The organism is Streptomyces sp. NPDC059785 (genome assembly GCF_042732375.1).
Taxonomy (GTDB): domain Bacteria; phylum Actinomycetota; class Actinomycetes; order Streptomycetales; family Streptomycetaceae; genus Streptomyces.
The window spans coordinates 44586-61315 of sequence record NZ_JBHWHV010000041.1; the positions used below are offsets into that span (position 1 = coordinate 44586).

Here is a 16730-nt window from a genome sequence, read left to right on the forward strand (position 1 = left end):
GTGGTGCCGCACGAAGACGTCGCACGCGAACCGGCACGCCCCCGCAGGGACGCGTACTTCGACAACGCCAAATACCTCACCATCGTGCTGGTGGCCTGCGGGCACGCCTGGGAGCCCCTGACCTACGGCAGCCGGGCCGCCACCGCCGCCTACCTCACCGTGTACGCCTTCCACATGCCGGCGTTCGCGCTGGTCTCCGGGTACTTCTCGCGGAGTTTCGACATGGCGCCGGGCCGGCTGCGGCGGCTGCTCACCGGTGTCGTCGTGCCGTATCTCGTCTTCGAGACGGCGTACACGCTCTTCTACCGGTGGGCGCAGGACGACCCGGGGTATCCGCTGAGCCTGCTGGACCCCTGGTACGTGATGTGGTTCCTGGTCGCGCTGTTCATCTGGCGGATCACCACGCCGGTGTGGCTGGCGCTGCGTCACCCGGTGCCGATCGCGCTGGGTTTCGCGGTGCTGGCCGCGGTCTCCCCCGACCTCGGCGGCGACCTCGCGCTCCAGCGGGTGCTGAGCTTCCTGCCGTACTTTGTCCTCGGACTGACGCTGCGCGCCGAGCACTTCCAGCGGCTGCGCACCCGCCGCGCGCGCCTCGTGGCGCTGCCGGCGGCGGTGGCCGCGCTGGGCGTCGCGTACTGGGTGGCGCCCTGGTTCGACGCGGGCTGGCTGTACCACCGGGGCAGCGTCACGGGCCAGGGGGCGCCGCGCTGGGCGGGGGTGCTCACGACGCCCGCGCTGTTCGCCCTCGCGCTGCTGCTCACGGCGTGCTTCCTGGCGTGGGTGCCGGGACGGCGCACCTGGTTCACGGTCCTGGGCGCGGGCACCATGTACGGCTATCTGCTGCACGGCTTCCTGATCAAGTCGTCCCGGTTCTGGGACTGGTACGACCACCCCTGGCTGCACACCCCGCTCGGCGAACTCGCCGTCACCGCGATCGCCGTCACCGGCATCACGCTGCTGTGCACGGGGCCGGTCCGCGCGGTGTTCCGCTTCGTCGTCGAACCGCGGATGGACTGGGCGTTCGCCCGCCCGCCCCGGACGGACGAGCCACAGCCGGCGTCACAGGTGCGGCCGGACACCCGGGCCCAGGAATCCCGCTGACCGCACATCCGGCCGGACGGGTCAGCCCAACTCCAGGGTGGAGACGCCGAACACGCGCTCCGCGGCGAAGGGCCGGACCGGTCCGGTGTACATCCGCGCCGTCTCGAAGGAGGGGGCGAGCCCCAGGTCCTCGGCCAGGGCGACGGCGGGCGTGTGGGGCAGCGGGACGTCGACGGCCACCTGCTGCCCGGCCGCCCCGGCCGTCAGCCCGGCGAACAGGGCCCGTGCGTCCTCGGCGGTGTCGGCGAACAGCGGCCCGACGCGCAGGGCGTCACGCCCGGGGCGGATCACCCCGTAGCCGGTGAGCCGCCCGTCGACGACCCGGGCCAGGGCGCGGTGCCCGTCCTCGGTGAGCCACCGCCAAAGGAAGCGCGGCCGGTCCGCCGGCACGCAGGCGCTGTCGTACGCCAGGACGGACTCCGGGTCGCGGACCGGTGTGACGCCGGCCGGGGCCGCGAGTTCGGGCACCGTGCCGCTGAACCGCATGGTCCGGTGGGCCGGTTCGAATCCGGAGCACCGGTAGTTGTCCTGCTGCGCGACCACCCCGTCCAGGCCGACGGTCCGGCCGCCTGCGTGCGCGAACGCCGTCTTCCAGGTGGCGAGCCCGTAGCCGTGGCCGCGCAGTCCGGGGCGTACGAGGTAGAAGCCCAGGAAGGCGTAGTCGGTGCCGTAGTTGACGACCGAGACCGCCGAGACCGGCTGTCCGTCGATCCGCCCGATGAAGAAGCCGTCGGGGTCCTGTGCGAAGAAGCACGGCCCGTCGGACAGTCCCGGGTTCCACCCTTCGTCCGCCGCCCACTCGGTGACCGTCCTCCAGTCGTCCTGGGCGGCCGGGGCGACGACGAGGTCGTGGGGGGCCAAAGAGGTCATCGTTGCGCTCCACTTCACGTGTCGTGGTGTGCGGTGGTCGGCCGCACCGCGGCAAGCCTTCCCGCTGCGCAGACGCACGAACGCCCCACCGGACGCATGACCGGTGGGGCGGTACGCCTGTGGCCGTGATGGCGGCTGTGGATCAGCGGGTCGCCGCGGGCCGGAAGCGCCGGTACAGCACGGCTCCGCCCAGGAGCATGGCAGCGGCGCCGAACGCGGCCGGGACGGTGGCGTCCGCCCCCGTGCTGGCCAGGGACGTCACGGCGGGGCCCGGCTCGGGGCGCTGCTGCTCGACGGCGGCGGGCGGGCGGCCGGACTCCGGCGGCTCCTCGGCCCCGGGGGGCTCGTGGTGCGCGGGCGGCTCGTGGTTCCCGGGCGGCTGCGGGGCGGGCTCGCCGGGGTGGTGGGGCCGGTCGCCCGAGCTGTTGGCCGACTCGTTGCCCATGACCGGGTTGCCGATGCCGACGACGCTCGCGGAGTTGCCGCTGACGTTCACCGGGAGGTCGACGGGGAGGGCGATGCCGGTGCCCGAGACCACGCCCGGGGAGCCCTCCTGCGCGCTGTGCGCGGCGGAGCCGCCGTGCGTCGCGCCACCGTGGCCGTGACCATGGCCGCCGGAGGTGTTGGCGCAGCCGTTGCCCATCGCGGGGTTCAGGACGCCGACCACGTCGACGGTGTTCCCGCACACGTTCACCGGGACGTGCACCGGGAGCTGAACGGTGTTGCCCGAGATCACTCCGGGTGAGCCCGCCGACGCCCCGTCGGCCGTCGAGTCGGCGTACGCGGGCATCGTCACCGCCAGTGCGCCCGAGGCGGCCGCCGCGGCGATCAAACCATTCCGGGTGACCCGTCTCATAGGTTCCCTGCCTTCCAGACATCGTCGCGGGCGCTCGCCCGCAACGGGAAGAACTGCGGGCGCACCATCGGAGTTATGGCTTTTCCGCCTTTCACCCCATCGAGCGACAGGCTTGTCGAGTCGGCCTCGGACGACTGGTAAAGGGGCGGGCGGCGCGGGAAACGCGCAGGATACGGCCCCCCGGGCGGTCGCGCTCGCCCGGAGGCGCCGTCGCGGGTGCCCGCTTATCGTGATCGAGGGGATGTCCCCGGTCCGCGGGTCGCGGGGTGTCCCCGGTCCGCACGCCGGGCGACCCCTGGAGGCATGCATGCTGTCCGTGCACCATCGCCGCACGCTCACCGGAACCTCGCTCGCGACGCTGGCCCTGCTGGCGGCGGGACTGCCCGCCACGACCGCGACCGCCGAAGAGCCCGCCCTGTCCCGCTTCTACGACCAGAAGGTCGGCTGGTCCGCCTGCGCCGGCATGGAGATGCCCGAGGACATGCAGTGCGGGAAGGTCACCGTGCCCCTCGACTACGCGCACCCGGGCAGGGGGACGCTGGACGTGGCGCTGGCCCGGTACCGGGCGACGGGCCACAAGCGGGGCTCGGTGCTGCTGAACTTCGGCGGCCCCGGCGGTTCGGGCATCGCCCAACTGGCCGTCGGCGGCAAGGACTTCATGGGCCTGACGGACAACTACGACGTGGTGACCTTCGATCCGCGCGGGGTCGGCCAGTCCTCCCCCGTGAGCTGCGGGGAAGGCACCGCCGGGGCCGCGGAGGCTACCGACGCAGAATCGGCGGACGGTGCGGACGGTGATCCGCGCGAGGAACTGGAGCAGTTGCGCAAGGTGGCCGGGGAGTGTGAGAAGCACTCCGGTCCCGTACTGCCGCACATAGGCACGGTCGACGCCGCCCGGGACATGGACGTGATGCGGGCCGCGCTCGGCGACAAGAAGCTCAACTACCTGGGATTCTCGTACGGGAGCAGGCTGGGCGCGGTGTACTCGGCGCAGTTCCCGAAGCGGGTCGGGCGGATGGCGCTCGACGGGGTGGACACGCTCACCGAGCCGCTGACCGAGCAGGGCGTGGCGGGCGCCGAGGGTCAGCAGACCGCTCTGGAGGACTTCCTCGACTGGTGCACGAAGGACATGGCCTGTCCCTTCGGACAGGACACGCGGTTGGCCCGGGAACAGGTCGTGCAGCTCGTCGAGTCGCTGGACGCGCGGCCGGTGCCCACCGACTTCGGGCGGCCGTTCACCGGTCAGGACCTCGTCGGCGCGCTGACCCAGGCGCTCTACAGCCGCCAGCTCTGGCCGACGCTCCAGCAGAGCCTCTCGGCCCTGGTGGAGGACGGTGACAGTCGCGGACTGGTGCAGTTGACGGGCGGGGTCGCGCTGCCGGACACCCGGCAGGACCGGCGGCGGGACGGCGGCCTCACCCCGCCCGAGGAAGTGCCCCTCGACAACCTGCCGGCCGCGCTCATGGCGATCAACTGCGCCGACGACCCCGACCGGCCCTCCGCCGACCGGATCACCAAGGACCTGGGCAGGCTGCGCGCCGAGTACGAGGAGGCGTCGCCGGTGTTCGGCCGCTACCGGCTCGCCCAGGTGCTGATGTGCTACGGGCGGCCCAAGGGCACGGACTTCATCCGCGAGCGGGTGCGGGACGTCAAGAGCGCGAAGATGCTGCTCGTCGGCACCCGCGGCGACCCGGCGACCCCGTACCGCTGGACAGAGGAGACCGCCGACCGGCTCGGCTCCGCCGCCGTCGTCCTCGACAACCGGGGCGAGGGCCACACCGGTTACGCCTCCTCGAAGTGCGTGCACCGGACAGTGGACGACTTCCTGCTGTACGGGTCCCTGCCCGACGACGGCAGCTCCTGCGGCTCGGAGCTGCGCGACTGACGGCACGCCGCCCCCGGTTCCGCGCTACGGCACGTCCCCGGTCCCGCGCGGAGGCCGGGGGTGCGGCGGCGGCCGGAGGAAACGGGCGAGTCGCCTACAACCCCTCGCGGGCCCCGGCCGTCACACTGGGCAGGCGCCGCCCCGACCGGGCGCGCCGGACTCGTACGTGTGCAACCACGTGCTCATCACAGGGGGAAGTCCAGCCATGCGCATCCGCTCCGTCCGTCCCACACGTTCTGCCCGTCCCGTACGTTCCGTTCTCGCTCTGGCGGCAGCCCTCGCCGCCGTGCTCGTCTCGGCGCCCCAGGGTTCGGCCGCCGTCGCCCGGCCCGCCGACTGCCCGGAGCGGGCGCTGACCGTGCGGGCCACCGCCTCCGACGACCCCCGCGTGCTGCACGTCGCCGTCACCAACCGGCTGCCGGTGGCCTGCGCCCTCGACCGCTTCCCCACCGTGACCTTCGGCGACCTGGACGGCGCGGCGCTGCCCGTGCCGGACGGCGAGAGCGCGCCGTACCGGATCGGCGCGGGCGCCACGGTCCACGCGGCCGTGCGCACCGTCGCCGACCCCGCGGACCCCGAGGCCCGCCGGGTCGGCTCGGTGGGGGTCGCGGTCGCCCCGTCCCACCACGGGCGTTCGTTCACCGCGCGGGAGCTGGGCGCGGGTGACGCCGTCCTGGTGTGGGAGCCGGTGACGACCTGGTGGCAGCCGTCCGAGGCCGCCGCCGACCGCACCCTCGGCCTCAATCTCAGCTGAGCACGATCTCCGGCCGGTACATCTCCAGCCACAGCGCCAGGTCGAGGGTGCGTTCCAGGCCGCGTCGCGACGCCTGCGTGATCTGCGGGGTGTCGCGGTGCGCGGCCCGGCGGACCGCCTCCCGGTCGACCAGGTCGAAGACCGGGTGCGCGGGGTCGGCCAGCAGATCCTTGACGTGGTCCTGGAGGGCGACGGCGTACTTGGGGTCCTGGGTGGACGGGTACGGGCTCTTGACCCTGTCGTACACGGACTTGGGGAGCAGGTCGGCGGTCGCCTCGCGCAGCAGGCTCTTCTCCCGTCCGTCGAAGGACTTCAGGGACCAGGGCGTGTTGTAGACGTACTCGACGAGCCGGTGGTCGCAGAACGGTACCCGTACCTCCAGGCCGACCGCCATGCTGGCCCGGTCCTTGCGGTCGAGCAGGACCCGGACGAACCGGGTCAGGTGCATGTGGCAGATCTGCCGCATGCGGTACTCGAAGTCGCTCTCGCCGTCCAGGCGCCGGACCGCGGAGACGGCCGTGCGGTAGCTGTCGGCGGTGTACGACGTGAGGTCGAGCTTCCCGGTGAGCTCCGGGCGCAGTACGTCGGCGTCGTCGCCGAAGTCCTTGCCGAACCGTACGAGCCAGGGGAAGGTGTCCGCCTTGCGGGCCTCCTCGTCGAAGAACTGGAGGTAGCCGCCGAAGACCTCGTCGGCGGACTCGCCGGACAGCGCGACGGTGGAGTGCTCGCGGATGGCCCGGAACAGCAGGTACAGCGAGGCGTCCAGGTCGCCGAAGCCCATGGGCAGGTCGCGGGCGCGGATCATCTTGGCGCGCACCTCGGGGTCGGCGAGGGCGTGCGAGTCGAGCACGATGTCCTGGTGTTCGGTGCCGGAGTCCTGGGCCACGTCGTGCACGTAAGGGGTGTCGGGGGTGGTGCGCAGCTGGTCGGCGACGAAGTGGTCGGCCTGGCCCACGAAGTCGACGGCGAAGCTGCGGACCTTCTCGCCGTGCTCGGCGAGCTGCCGTGCGGCCAGCGCGGTCATCGCGGAGGAGTCGAGCCCGCCGGAGAGCAGGGTGCAGCGCGGCACGTCGGCGACGAGCTGGCGGCGCACGATGTCGTCGAGCAACGAGCGGACGGTGGCTATGGAGGTGTCCCGGTCGTCGGTGTGCGGCCGGGTGGGCAGCTCCCAGTAGACGCTGCGCCGGATGCCGTTGCGGTCGACGGTGACGACGGTGCCGGGCTCGACCTCGCGCATGCCGTCCCACACGGCGTGCCCGGGCGTCTTGACCATGGCGAACAGTTCCCGCAGGCCGTCGAGGCGGACCCGGGGGCGGGCCAGCGGGTTGGCGAGGATCGCCTTGGGCTCGGAGCCGAACAGGACGCCGTCGGACGTCGGGTGGTAGTAGAAGGGCTTGATGCCCATGCGGTCGCGGATCATCACGAGTTTGTCGTGGCGGCCGTCCCAGAGGGCGAAGGCGTACATGCCGTTGAGCCGCTCGGCGACCGCCTCGCCCCACTCCAGATAGCCGCGGAGCACGACCTCCGTGTCGGAGTCGGTGGTGAAGCGGTGGCCGCGGCCGGTCAGTTCACGGCGCAGTTCGGTGAAGTTGTAGGCCTCGCCCGAGTAGACGAGGGCGACCGTGCCGTCCGGGGTGCCGGCGGTCATCGGCTGGCGCCCGCCGGGCAGGTCGATGATCGCGAGCCTGCGGTGTCCGAGGGCCGCGGGCCCCTCGCTCCACACGCCCCGGTCGTCGGGGCCGCGGCAGGACATCGTCTCCGTCATCGCATCCAATGTGGCCGCCTCGGCGCGCAGATCGCGGTCGAAGGAGACCCATCCGGTGATGCCGCACATGCGTTACCTCCCGCGTCCGGTTCACCCGAAGCACCGCGCCCACCAGCGGTTTCGCGGAGGTGCGAGCACATCCGGCAAACCAGTTGTATCTAGCAGCTATATATCGAGGTTCGGTCAGCCGGCGAAGCGCAGTCAACACGTCCGTAACCTGAGGGGCCCCGCGCACCCTCCCGATTCCAGCCGGGCTTTGCCCGCCGCCGACCCTTCGATCCCCGTGGTTGCGGGCCCGGCGGAGCATGATCCGGCCATCGGCAAAGATTCGCCCAACAGCGCGGAAACCGGCGCCGGTGACGGTTCCGGCCCGCCGCACGGACCCCGGGAAGTGACAGGGCCCGGCCCGCCGCACGGACCCCGGGAAGTGACGGGTTCCGCCCCGTCGCACGGCACTCAGAACTCCACCAGGTCCCGCACGATCGGGCACGTCATGCAGTGCCCGCCGCCCCGGCCGCGCCCCAGCTCGGCCCCGACGATGGTGATCACCTCGATGCCCGCCCGGCGCAGCAGCGCGTTGGTCTGGGTGTTGCGGTCGTAGGTGAACACCACGCCGGGCTCCAGGGCCACCGCGTTGTTGCCGCTGTCCCACTGCCGGCGCTCCGAGGCGCAGACGTCGCCGCCGGTCTCCACGACGCGCAGTCCGGGCAGCCCGAGCGTGCGGGCGACGACCTCGATGGAGGGGCGCCCGCCCTCGTCGGTGATCTCGATGCCCGGGGCCCTGTCGGAGGGCCGCAGGGAGAAGGTGCGGACGCCGTCCATGATCGCCGGGTACAGCGTGCCGAGGTCGCGGTCGGCGAAGGTGAACACGGTGTCGAGGTGCATCGCGGAGCGCAGCCGGGACATGCCCGCCACGACGACGTGCTCGGCGGCGCCCTGCCGGAACAGCGCCGCGGCGACCTGGGTGATGGCCTGGCGCGAGGTGCGCTCGCTCATGCCCATCAGGACCGCGCGGGCACGACCGCGCCCACGGTCGACATGATGAGCACCCAGTAGGTCACGTTGCCGACGCAGGCGCTGGCCCAGTACCCGAACGCCGAGAAGAAGCCGAGACACTCGCCGAAGCCCGCCTTGGCGTAGGCGTACACCCCGGCGTCCAGATCGGGTCTGCGGACCGCGAGCCGCTGGAAGACGAAGGCCGGCATCAGCATGCCGGTACCGGCCACGGCCCAGGCGATCAGGGCACCGGCGACACCCGTCTCCGCGGAGAACAGCCGCGGCAGCGAGAAGACACCCGCGCCGACCATGGAGCCGACGACCATCGTGGTGAGCGTCGGCAGCGACAGCTTGGCCGCGGCCGCCCGGCCGTCCGCCTCGATCTGCGTCATGAGCTCTTACGTTATCAGCGGAACATCCCTTATGCCCGATAAGCGTAGTCGCCGGAGGGCGAGCACACGTGATCACATGGACCGGTCCGTAGGCGCGGGAGGTGCGGAGCACATGAGTGAGCTACTGGGTGTGGCGGTACTGGGGGCCGGACACATGGGAGCCGACCACATACGCCGGCTCGACCGGCTGGTGAGCGGCGCCAGGGTCGCGGCGGTGGCGGATCCGGACACCGGCCGGGCCGCGGAGGCGGCCGCCGGGATCGACGGCGTACGGGTGCACGCGGAGGCGGCGGCAGCGCTCGACGCGCCGGGGGTGGACGCGGTGCTGATCGCGTCCCCGGGGCCCGCGCACGAGGAGGCGCTTCTCGCCGCCTTCGAGCGCGGGCTGCCGGTCCTGTGCGAGAAGCCGATGACGCCGGAGTCCGCCGGGGCGCTGCGCGTGGTGGAGGCCGAGGCGCGGCTCGGCCGCAGGCTGGCGCAGGTGGGCTTCATGCGGCGCTACGACGCCGAGTACATGCGCCTGAAGGACCTGCTGGACACCGGCCGCCTCGGCCGCCCGCTGATGCTGCACTGCACGCACCGCAACGTCGCCTCCCCGCCCGGCTTCACCACGGCGATGCTCGTCAACAGCTCCGTCTCGCACGAGATCGACGCGGCGCGCTGGCTGCTGGGGCAGGAGCTGACGGCCGTATCGGTGCTGCGTCCACGGCCGACCGCGCACGCACCGGAGGGACTCGGCGATCCGCAGCTCGTGCTCTTCGAGACCGCCGGGGGCGCGCTGGTGGACGTGGAGATCTTCGTCAACTCCGGCTTCGGCTACCAGGTGCGGTGCGAGGCGGTCTGCGAGCGGGGCAGCGCCCGGATCGGCGACGAGCACACCATGGTCGTCACGACGGCGGACGGCGCCCGCGAGGACGTGGCCGAGGACTACCTCGTACGGTTCGCGGACGCCTACGACCGCGAGGTGCGGTCCTGGGTCGACGCCACCCGGCGGGGCCTGGTCACCGGGCCGAGCGCCTGGGACGGATACGCGGCCGCCGCCGTGGCCGAGGCCGGCGTCCGCGCCCAGCTGAGCGGCGACCGGGTGACCGTGGACCTCGTACCGCGTCCCGCTCTGTACGGGTGACCGGGAGCCGGGCCTGTGCACGACCGGACCGCGCACACCCGCGGCCGTGCACATGTTCCTCGAACATGCGATTGGGCCGGTTCCCGACTTCCGACGGGCCGTCAAGTCGATACAAGCTGAGCGCACTTGACGGTCCGCCGGGCGGCCGAGGACGGTGATGCACGGACCCCGCGAAGCCTTAGGCATATGCCACATGCATGTCCGCATTGCGTGTCGCCAAATCCCTTACAGGGAGTGTCGAGCTGTGCGACAGTCGTAACGGACCCCAGCCCGGTCGCACCGACCCCGCAACGGAGTACGTGAATGCCACCCCATGTCTCTGCGGACAGCCAGGCCGACCAGCCGCCCCTGCGCGGCACGGTCGACGCGCTCATCACGCAGACACGGCGGCTGCGGGGCGAGATGGACGCGGTGCGGCGGGACGCGCGGGCCGGTACGGCCGATCTCCAGGGCCGCTGGCAGCGCGCGCTGTGCGATCTCGCACTGCACCAGCTCGACGACCTGGACCAGCACTTGGCGCAGCTCCGGGACGGCCCTCCACCCGTACCCGTGGCTTCCCCGGCCGACCGGGCCGGGGCCCGGCACGGCTCCCTGCTCAGCCGAGTCGGCAGCGCCGAGTGGAACCTGCTGACGGACGAGGCCACCTGGTCCGGGGAGCTCTACGGGATCCTCGGCCGCAACCCCGCCGCTCCCCCGCTCACCCTCGACGAGCTGCCCTCGCTCGTGCACGACGAGGACCGGGCGAGGCTCACGGCGATGGTCACGGACTGTCTCATCGACGCCAAGCCGATCGACGGGGAGTTCCGCATCCTGCGCCGCGACGGCGCCGTGCGGACCGTGCACATGATGGGCGAGCCCGTGCTCCACGCCGACGGCAGCACCGCCTCCATGTGGGCCGTACTGCGGGACGTCAGCGAGCTGCGCCGGAGCCAGCGGACCGTGAGCGAGACCCGTGACTCGCTGCAGCGGCAACGCCATCTCGCGCAGACCGAGCACCGGCTCGCGGCCGAGCTGCAGGAGGCCGTGCTGCCGCCGTGGCGTGGTTCCCTGCGGCTCCCGCGGCAGGGCCCCGGAAGACTCGACGTGTCCGCCGGCCGGCTGCCGTCCGCCGCCGGCCCCCTCATGGGCGGCGCCTGGTACGACGCGCTCGAACTCCCCGGCGACGAGACCCTCCTCACCGTCGGTGACCTCACCGGCCACGGGATCGCCGTGGCCTCGGGCGCCGCGACCCTGCTCGGCGCCCTGCGCGGCATGGCCATGGCGGGCACCCGCCCGGCCCAGCTGCTTTCCTGGCTCAGCCAGTTGCTCGACACCACCGTCGAACCCGCGCTGGGCAGCGCCGTCTGCTGCCGCTACCGGCCCGGGACCCGCACCCTCACCTGGGCGCAGGCCGGGCACCCCGCCCCGCTGCTGTTCCGCAACGGAACGGGGCGCGCGCTCGCGGCACCGGACGGAGTGCTCCTGGGAGCGACCCCCAACGCCGGCTACGGGCAGGCCGAGGAGACCCTCCAAGCGGGCGACCTGCTGCTCCTGCACACCGAAGGACTGCTCCCCCGGCAGCACGGGGCGGCGGTCACCGGCCGACTGCTCGGCCTGGCACCGCGGCTGTGCGGGGCCCGGACGGCCCAGGACGGTCTGCGGACACTGGTCGACGAGTTCGGCGGGACGGAACGCGAGGCCACCGCCTGCGTCCTGATCGCCAGAATCGTCTCCTAGCTCCCGTTCACATGGATTTCGTAGATTCCGTGGATCTCATTACGTGGATCCCCTTCACGCGGACGGCCTCCACCGTCATGCCGACGCGTTGTTGCCGCCTCCCTTCGCCCTCACCGCCGGCTTGGGCAGCGCCACCTTGATCTCCTCCCGCAGATCGTGGATCTTCGGATAGCTGGAGTACTGACCGGTGAGCCGGTACATCTCGCGCAGCCGGTCCCAGGTGCGGTGCGAGGAGTTCGAGCCCATCGACGTCAGGGCCAGCCGCGCGTACCGGTCGGCCTGCTCCGGGTCGTCCGCGATGAAGCACGCGGACGCCAGGGAGAGATGGTCGAAGATCTCCGACCGCTCCCGGCCGCTCCCGCGCAGTTCGAGCGCCTCCTTCGCATGGCGCTGCGCGGTCGCGGCCGCCGCCGGCTCGTGCTCGGCGAGGGTGCGGTAGGCCAGGGCCTGCATCCCGTGCAGGTCCGCCTCGTCGAACATCTGCATCCAGCTCGGCGGCGGCACGTCGCTCCGGCCGGAGACGAACAGGTCCTCCGCCTCGCCGAGGGTGCGCCGCATGGCCTGCCCCTTGCCCATCGACGCCTGTGCCCAGGCCTCGATGGTGTAGAGCATCGCCTGGGTGCGGGGCAGCACCTCGTCGCCCGAGCCCGACTTGGCGAGCTTCATGAGGTCCATGGCGTCGTCGGGCCGGCCCAGGTGCACCATCTGGCGGGCCGCCCGGGAGAGCGCCTCGCCGGCCCTCGGCCGGTCACCGCCCTCGCGGGCCGCGTGGGCGGCGATGACGAAGTACTTCTGCGCCGTGGGTTCCAGGCCGACGTCGTGCGACATCCAGCCGGCCAGGACGGCGAGGTTGGCGGCGACGCCCCACAGGCGCCGCTGGAGATGGTCGGGGTGACGGTAGGCGAGCATGCCGCCCACCTCGTTGAGCTGTCCCACCACAGCCTTGCGTTGCAGCCCGCCGCCGCGAGCCGCGTCCCAGGCCCGGAACACCTCGACCGAGCGCTCCAGTTCCTCGATCTCCTGCGACCCGATGGGGGCCGCCTCGTAGCGGTCGAACCCTGCGGGTTCGACCTGGAGGGGATTGTCCAGGTCCGGGGCGTCGGCCACGAGGGCCGGATCGGTGTTCAGCCAGTCGTGCATGGCACTGTTGAGTGCTGATCCCGCGGCGAGCGCGGCACCCGCGCCCACCAAGCCGCGTCGGTTGAGCATGAGGTCCATTCCCGTGAATTCGGTGAGGACCGCAGCCGTGCGGTCGGGCGCCCACGGCACTCCGTCGGGATGTTCCGCATTCCCGTCGCCTTGCCGCTTCCCCACGCGCCCGTGCCGGACCAGGCCAAGGTCCTCAATGGTCACGACACGGCCGAGTCGCTCGGTGAACAGCGCCGCCAGCACCCTCGGCACCGGATCGCGCGGGATCTCTCCCATGTCGATCCAACGCCGCACCCGTGAGGTGTCGGTCGCCAGCTGGGGGTGGCCCATGGCCGCCGCCTGCCGGTTGACCAGTCTCGCGAGTTCACCCTTGGACCAGCCGGCGAGGCCGAACAGGTCCGACAGACGGGTGTTGGGTTGTCCGTTCACGTCAAGCCCCCAGGTTCTCGGCTGAGTTGACAGTAACCCTCCGTCAGTTGCTGAGCGACTATTCGCCAGGGTTCGCCAGGGTGCGCCAGATGGTGTGCCAGTGGACGCCGGGTGTCGGGTAGGAACGCGCCATCCCGACCCGGTTGCCGCGGGGGCATTCCCCAGGGTGTACCCGGGCCGCCGGGACGGGTAGCGCGGCAATTCGCAGGCACACGAAGGGATCTGTACCGCCCATGTACGCAGCATCGTCCTCCGTGTCCGCTCCGCCCCGGTCGCTGCACCCCCGCCCGGCGGGCAGCGGCCCCTATCTCGACCCCGCGCGGACCGCGTCGGCTCCCGGGCTCGGCACCGGAAGGCCGCGGCGCGTACCGGGGGCCGGTACCCAACCGCTCAGCGGGAGACTCGACTTGTCCGGCCCACAGGGCGCACAGTTGCGCACGGCGATCGCGTCGGTCCACCGGATCTGTCCGGAGTTCGCTCCGGTCCAGGTGCTGCGCCGCAGCGGACGTTCCGTGCTCCTCGTCGGCACGACCGGACGCAGCACCGCCGTCGCCAAGTGTTTACTGGACCACTCGCCGATCTGGACCGAGCAGATCCGGCACGAAATAGCGGCATACCGCACGTTCGTCAGGCACCGGCCGCCGGTCCGGGTGCCACGGCTGATCGCGGCGGACCCGGACAACTGCACGCTGGTGATCGAGCGGATGCCGGGACGGGTCGCCGCGCTGCAGCGGCACCCGGTCGAGGCCCCGCCCCGCGCGGACATCCGGGCGGCGCTGAGCGCGGTCTGCCGGCTGAACGCGTGGCGGCCACCGGCCGGGACGTTCGACGCCCCGCTGGACTACGCCGAGCGGATCTCCCGCTTCCACGAGCTGGGGCTGCTCACGGACCGGGACATGGGCGATCTGCAAAAGCTGCTGCACGGCCTCGCGCACTCGGCGGGACGGCACGCGATGGGCCAGTTCTGTCACGGTGACGCCCTGCTGTCGAACATGCTGCTCTCCCCGGCGGGCCCGGTGCTGGTGGACTGGGAGCACGCCGGCTGGTACCTGCCGGGGTACGACCTGGCGACGCTGTGGGCGGTGCTCGGGGACGCGCCCGTGGCGCGGCGGCAGATCAGCCAGCTCGCCCAGTCGGCGGGTCCGGCGGCCCGCGACGCCTTCCTGGTGAATCTGATGCTGGTGCTGACCCGGGAGATCCGCACCTACGAGACGGCCGTGCAGCGTTCGATGCGCGACGCGACCCCGGCGGCGCCCGGACCGGCCCATCCGGGCGCTGCGCCGTCCGGCGAGGAACAGCGGTTGCTGCTGAGGCGGTTGCACGACGACTGCCAGATGGCCCGCCGGGCCGTCCGAGCGGCGGTCGGCACTCGCTGACGGGGAAGTCGGTCCGCGGTACGCCCGCACGCACGGGGCGTACCGCGGACCTTCGTGTTGTCGACGCACACCGCCGCCACCTGCCCACGACGGGTCATTGGTCCACTCCACTGACGCCCCGCAGGCCGTCGCGCCGCTGTCGAGAAAACGCCTTCTTACCGTCGCTGACGTGGGAAGTCGTCAGCTTCTGGGAATGATTGACGGATCGTCGGAGAGCCGATAGCACTGACGCACGTCCGGCCCCCGGCACCCCATCGCGCTCCACCGTCCCAGGAGGCTGCTTTGCGAGAGTCCGCCACCGTCCCCCGAGGCACCGCCGGTTCCAGACGCGCGCGCGGAGCGGCGATATCGGTCGCCGCCGCGGCGCTGCTGCTGCCGCTCCTCGGCGCCGCACCGTCCGCCGCCCCCGCCCGGAACGCCGCCGCGGGGGCCGCCTCCGCACAGACGTCCGCCGGGAGCATGCAGCGGGCCTTCGCCGCGGCGGCCGCCGAGTACCGGGTGCCGCAGAGCGTGCTGCTCGGCGTCTCCTACCTCCAGTCCCGCTGGGACGGCCACGACGGCGCCCCGAGCGTCACCGGCGGCTACGGGCCGATGCACCTCACCGACGCCCGTACGGCTCTGGCCGCGAGCGGGGCGGCCCACCACTCGGAGGGCACCGAGGACGCCCGCGGAGACGATTCCCGTCCGGCGCTGCATCCCGACACGGAGATCCCGGCGGACTCCGCGCTCCCGGCCCGGCTCAAGACCCTGCCCGCGGCGGCGGAGCTGACCGGGCTGCCGGCCGAGCGGCTGCGCACCGACGCGGCGGCCAATGTGGCGGGCGGCGCGGCGCTGCTCGCCGCGGCGCAGCGGAAGCTGGGCGAGCCGCTGAGCGCGGACCCCGCCGACTGGTACGGGGCGGTGGCCCGCTTCTCCGGCGCCGACGACAGCGCCACGGCGGCGGCGTACGCGGACGACGTGTACGACGTGATCCGCGCGGGCGAGCGGCGGACCACCGACAGCGGGCAGCGCGTGACGCTGGCCGCCGAGCCCGCGCTGCGCCCGGAGACGGCGCAGCTGCGGCGGGCCGGTCTGCGGACGGTCCCGGCCGACGGCACGGAGTGTCCGAGGACCGTGTCCTGCGAGTGGATACCGGCGCCGTACGAGGAGTTCGGCGACGGCGACTACGGCAATCACGACCTCGGCGACCGGCCCGCCTCGCAGCGCATCCAGTACATCGTCATCCACGACACCGAGGGCAGCTGGGACACGACCCTGAAGCTCGTCCAGGACCCGACCTATGTGTCCTGGAACTACACCCTGCGCTCGACCGACGGTCACATCGCACAGCACGTGAAGGCCAAGGACGTCGCCTGGCACGCGGGCAACTGGTACATCAACGCCAAGTCGATCGGTCTGGAGCACGAGGGCTTCCTCACCTCCCCGGACGCCTGGTACACGGAGGCGATGTACCGCTCGTCGGCGCGGCTGGTGGGCTACCTGTCCAAGAAGTACGGCATTGCGCTGGACCGGCAGCACATCCTGGGCCACGACAACGTGCCGGGCACGACGACGTCGACCATTCCCGGCATGCACACCGACCCCGGCCCGTACTGGGACTGGCAGCACTACTTCACGCTGCTGGGCAGGCCCTTCCACCGGACGGCCACAAGCGGCGGCGGGATGGTGACGGTGCGGCCGGACTACGCCACCAACCAGCCGGTGTACACCGGCTGCGTCACGAAGGACGTGCCCTGCTCGGCGCACGGCTCCAGTGAGGTGCGCCTGTACAGCGAGCCGGACGAGACATCACCGCTGATCAAGGACATCGGGCTGCGGCCCGGCGGCCAGGACTCGACGATCGACGTCAACGACGTCGGTTCACGGGTGTCCACCGGTCAGCGGTACGCGGTCGCGGACCGGGCCGGCGACTGGACGGCGATCTGGTACCTGGGCCAGAAGGCGTGGTTCGAGAACCCGCGCAAGCAGCCCACCGCGGTCGACACGAGCGGCCCGGTGGCCACGCCGAAGGCCGGTCTCGCGGAGGTCCCCGTCTACGGGCGCGCCTACCCGGAGGCGGCGGCCTACCCCGAGGGGGTTCCCGTGCAGGCCGTCTCGCCGCTGCCGTACAAGCTGCTCGCGGGGCAGCGGTACGCGGTCGGCGGGAAGGTGGCGGGCGAGTACTTCTACGCCCCGACCTTCGACACGGCCCCGCACAAGGTCGTGATCGGCGACGACATGTACTACGAGATCCAGTTCGGCCACCGGGTGGCGTTCGTGCGCGCCGCCGACGTGGACGTGGTGCGGTCGGCCGCGTAGCCGCGGGACGATCGGGG

At 72.5% G+C, this 16730-nt stretch carries 11 protein-coding genes and 2 pseudogenes; 7 read left to right on the top strand and 6 right to left on the bottom strand.

Annotated elements, in window-relative coordinates:
* Positions 1–3: 3 nt before the first annotated feature.
* Complete coding sequence (locus ACFV6E_RS27790; protein ID WP_385465276.1) at positions 4–1101, top strand: acyltransferase family protein; 1098 nt, start codon at positions 4–6, stop codon at positions 1099–1101.
* Positions 1102–1122: 21 nt separating this feature from the next.
* On the opposite strand, the gene ACFV6E_RS27795 is transcribed toward ACFV6E_RS27790, so the two are convergent.
* Positions 1123–1971 (bottom strand): GNAT family N-acetyltransferase, encoded by an 849-nt coding sequence (locus ACFV6E_RS27795; protein WP_385465279.1) that lies wholly within the window; start codon positions 1969–1971, stop codon positions 1123–1125.
* A gap of 142 nt (positions 1972–2113) precedes the next feature.
* Positions 2114–2827, bottom strand: a complete 714-nt coding sequence (locus tag ACFV6E_RS27800) for a chaplin (RefSeq protein WP_385465281.1) — start codon at positions 2825–2827, stop codon at positions 2114–2116.
* A 307-nt stretch (positions 2828–3134) separates the two neighbouring features.
* Between ACFV6E_RS27800 and ACFV6E_RS27805 the strand changes: the two genes are divergently transcribed.
* Together ACFV6E_RS27805 and ACFV6E_RS27810 are read left to right on the top strand one after the other, a co-directional pair.
* Positions 3135–4712, top strand: a complete 1578-nt coding sequence (locus tag ACFV6E_RS27805; RefSeq protein ID WP_385465284.1) for an alpha/beta hydrolase — start codon at positions 3135–3137, stop codon at positions 4710–4712.
* A gap of 205 nt (positions 4713–4917) precedes the next feature.
* Entirely contained in the window at positions 4918–5466 is a 549-nt protein-coding gene (locus tag ACFV6E_RS27810) for a DUF4232 domain-containing protein (protein ID WP_385465287.1), read from the top strand.
* Here the strand turns inward: ACFV6E_RS27810 and asnB are convergent.
* From asnB to ACFV6E_RS27825, 3 genes and pseudogenes are all read right to left on the bottom strand, one after another.
* The gene (gene asnB, locus ACFV6E_RS27815; protein WP_385168576.1) at positions 5459–7300 is read right to left on the bottom strand and encodes an asparagine synthase (glutamine-hydrolyzing); all 1842 of its coding nucleotides are present in this window, start codon (positions 7298–7300) and stop codon (positions 5459–5461) included. The two genes, ACFV6E_RS27810 and asnB, sit on opposite strands and share 8 nt — an antisense overlap.
* Positions 7301–7687: 387 nt before the next feature.
* Positions 7688–8239: pseudogene (locus tag ACFV6E_RS27820) on the bottom strand (arginine deiminase family protein); the annotation flags it as partial.
* A gap of 2 nt (positions 8240–8241) precedes the next feature.
* A pseudogene (locus ACFV6E_RS27825) lies at positions 8242–8619 on the bottom strand (amino acid permease); the annotation flags it as partial.
* A gap of 112 nt (positions 8620–8731) precedes the next feature.
* On the opposite strand from ACFV6E_RS27825, the gene ACFV6E_RS27830 reads away from it, so the two are divergent.
* On the top strand, positions 8732–9745 hold the full coding sequence (locus ACFV6E_RS27830) for a Gfo/Idh/MocA family protein (RefSeq protein ID WP_385168579.1): 1014 nt from the start codon (positions 8732–8734) through the stop codon (positions 9743–9745).
* Positions 9746–10048: 303 nt separating this feature from the next.
* Positions 10049–11461, top strand: coding sequence for a PP2C family protein-serine/threonine phosphatase (locus ACFV6E_RS27835; RefSeq protein WP_385465291.1), 1413 nt, complete (start codon positions 10049–10051; stop codon positions 11459–11461).
* Positions 11462–11536: 75 nt separating this feature from the next.
* Here ACFV6E_RS27835 and ACFV6E_RS27840 read toward each other — a convergent pair whose 3' ends face one another.
* Positions 11537–13039, bottom strand: coding sequence for a hypothetical protein (locus tag ACFV6E_RS27840; protein WP_385465293.1), 1503 nt, complete (start codon positions 13037–13039; stop codon positions 11537–11539).
* 233 nt (positions 13040–13272) lie between these two features.
* Between ACFV6E_RS27840 and ACFV6E_RS27845 the strand changes: the two genes are divergently transcribed.
* Entirely contained in the window at positions 13273–14415 is a 1143-nt protein-coding gene (locus ACFV6E_RS27845; RefSeq protein ID WP_385168588.1) for an aminoglycoside phosphotransferase family protein, read from the top strand.
* Between the two features lie 282 nt (positions 14416–14697).
* Positions 14698–16713 (top strand): N-acetylmuramoyl-L-alanine amidase, encoded by a 2016-nt coding sequence (locus tag ACFV6E_RS27850; protein ID WP_385465296.1) that lies wholly within the window; start codon positions 14698–14700, stop codon positions 16711–16713.
* Positions 16714–16730 lie beyond the last annotated feature (17 nt).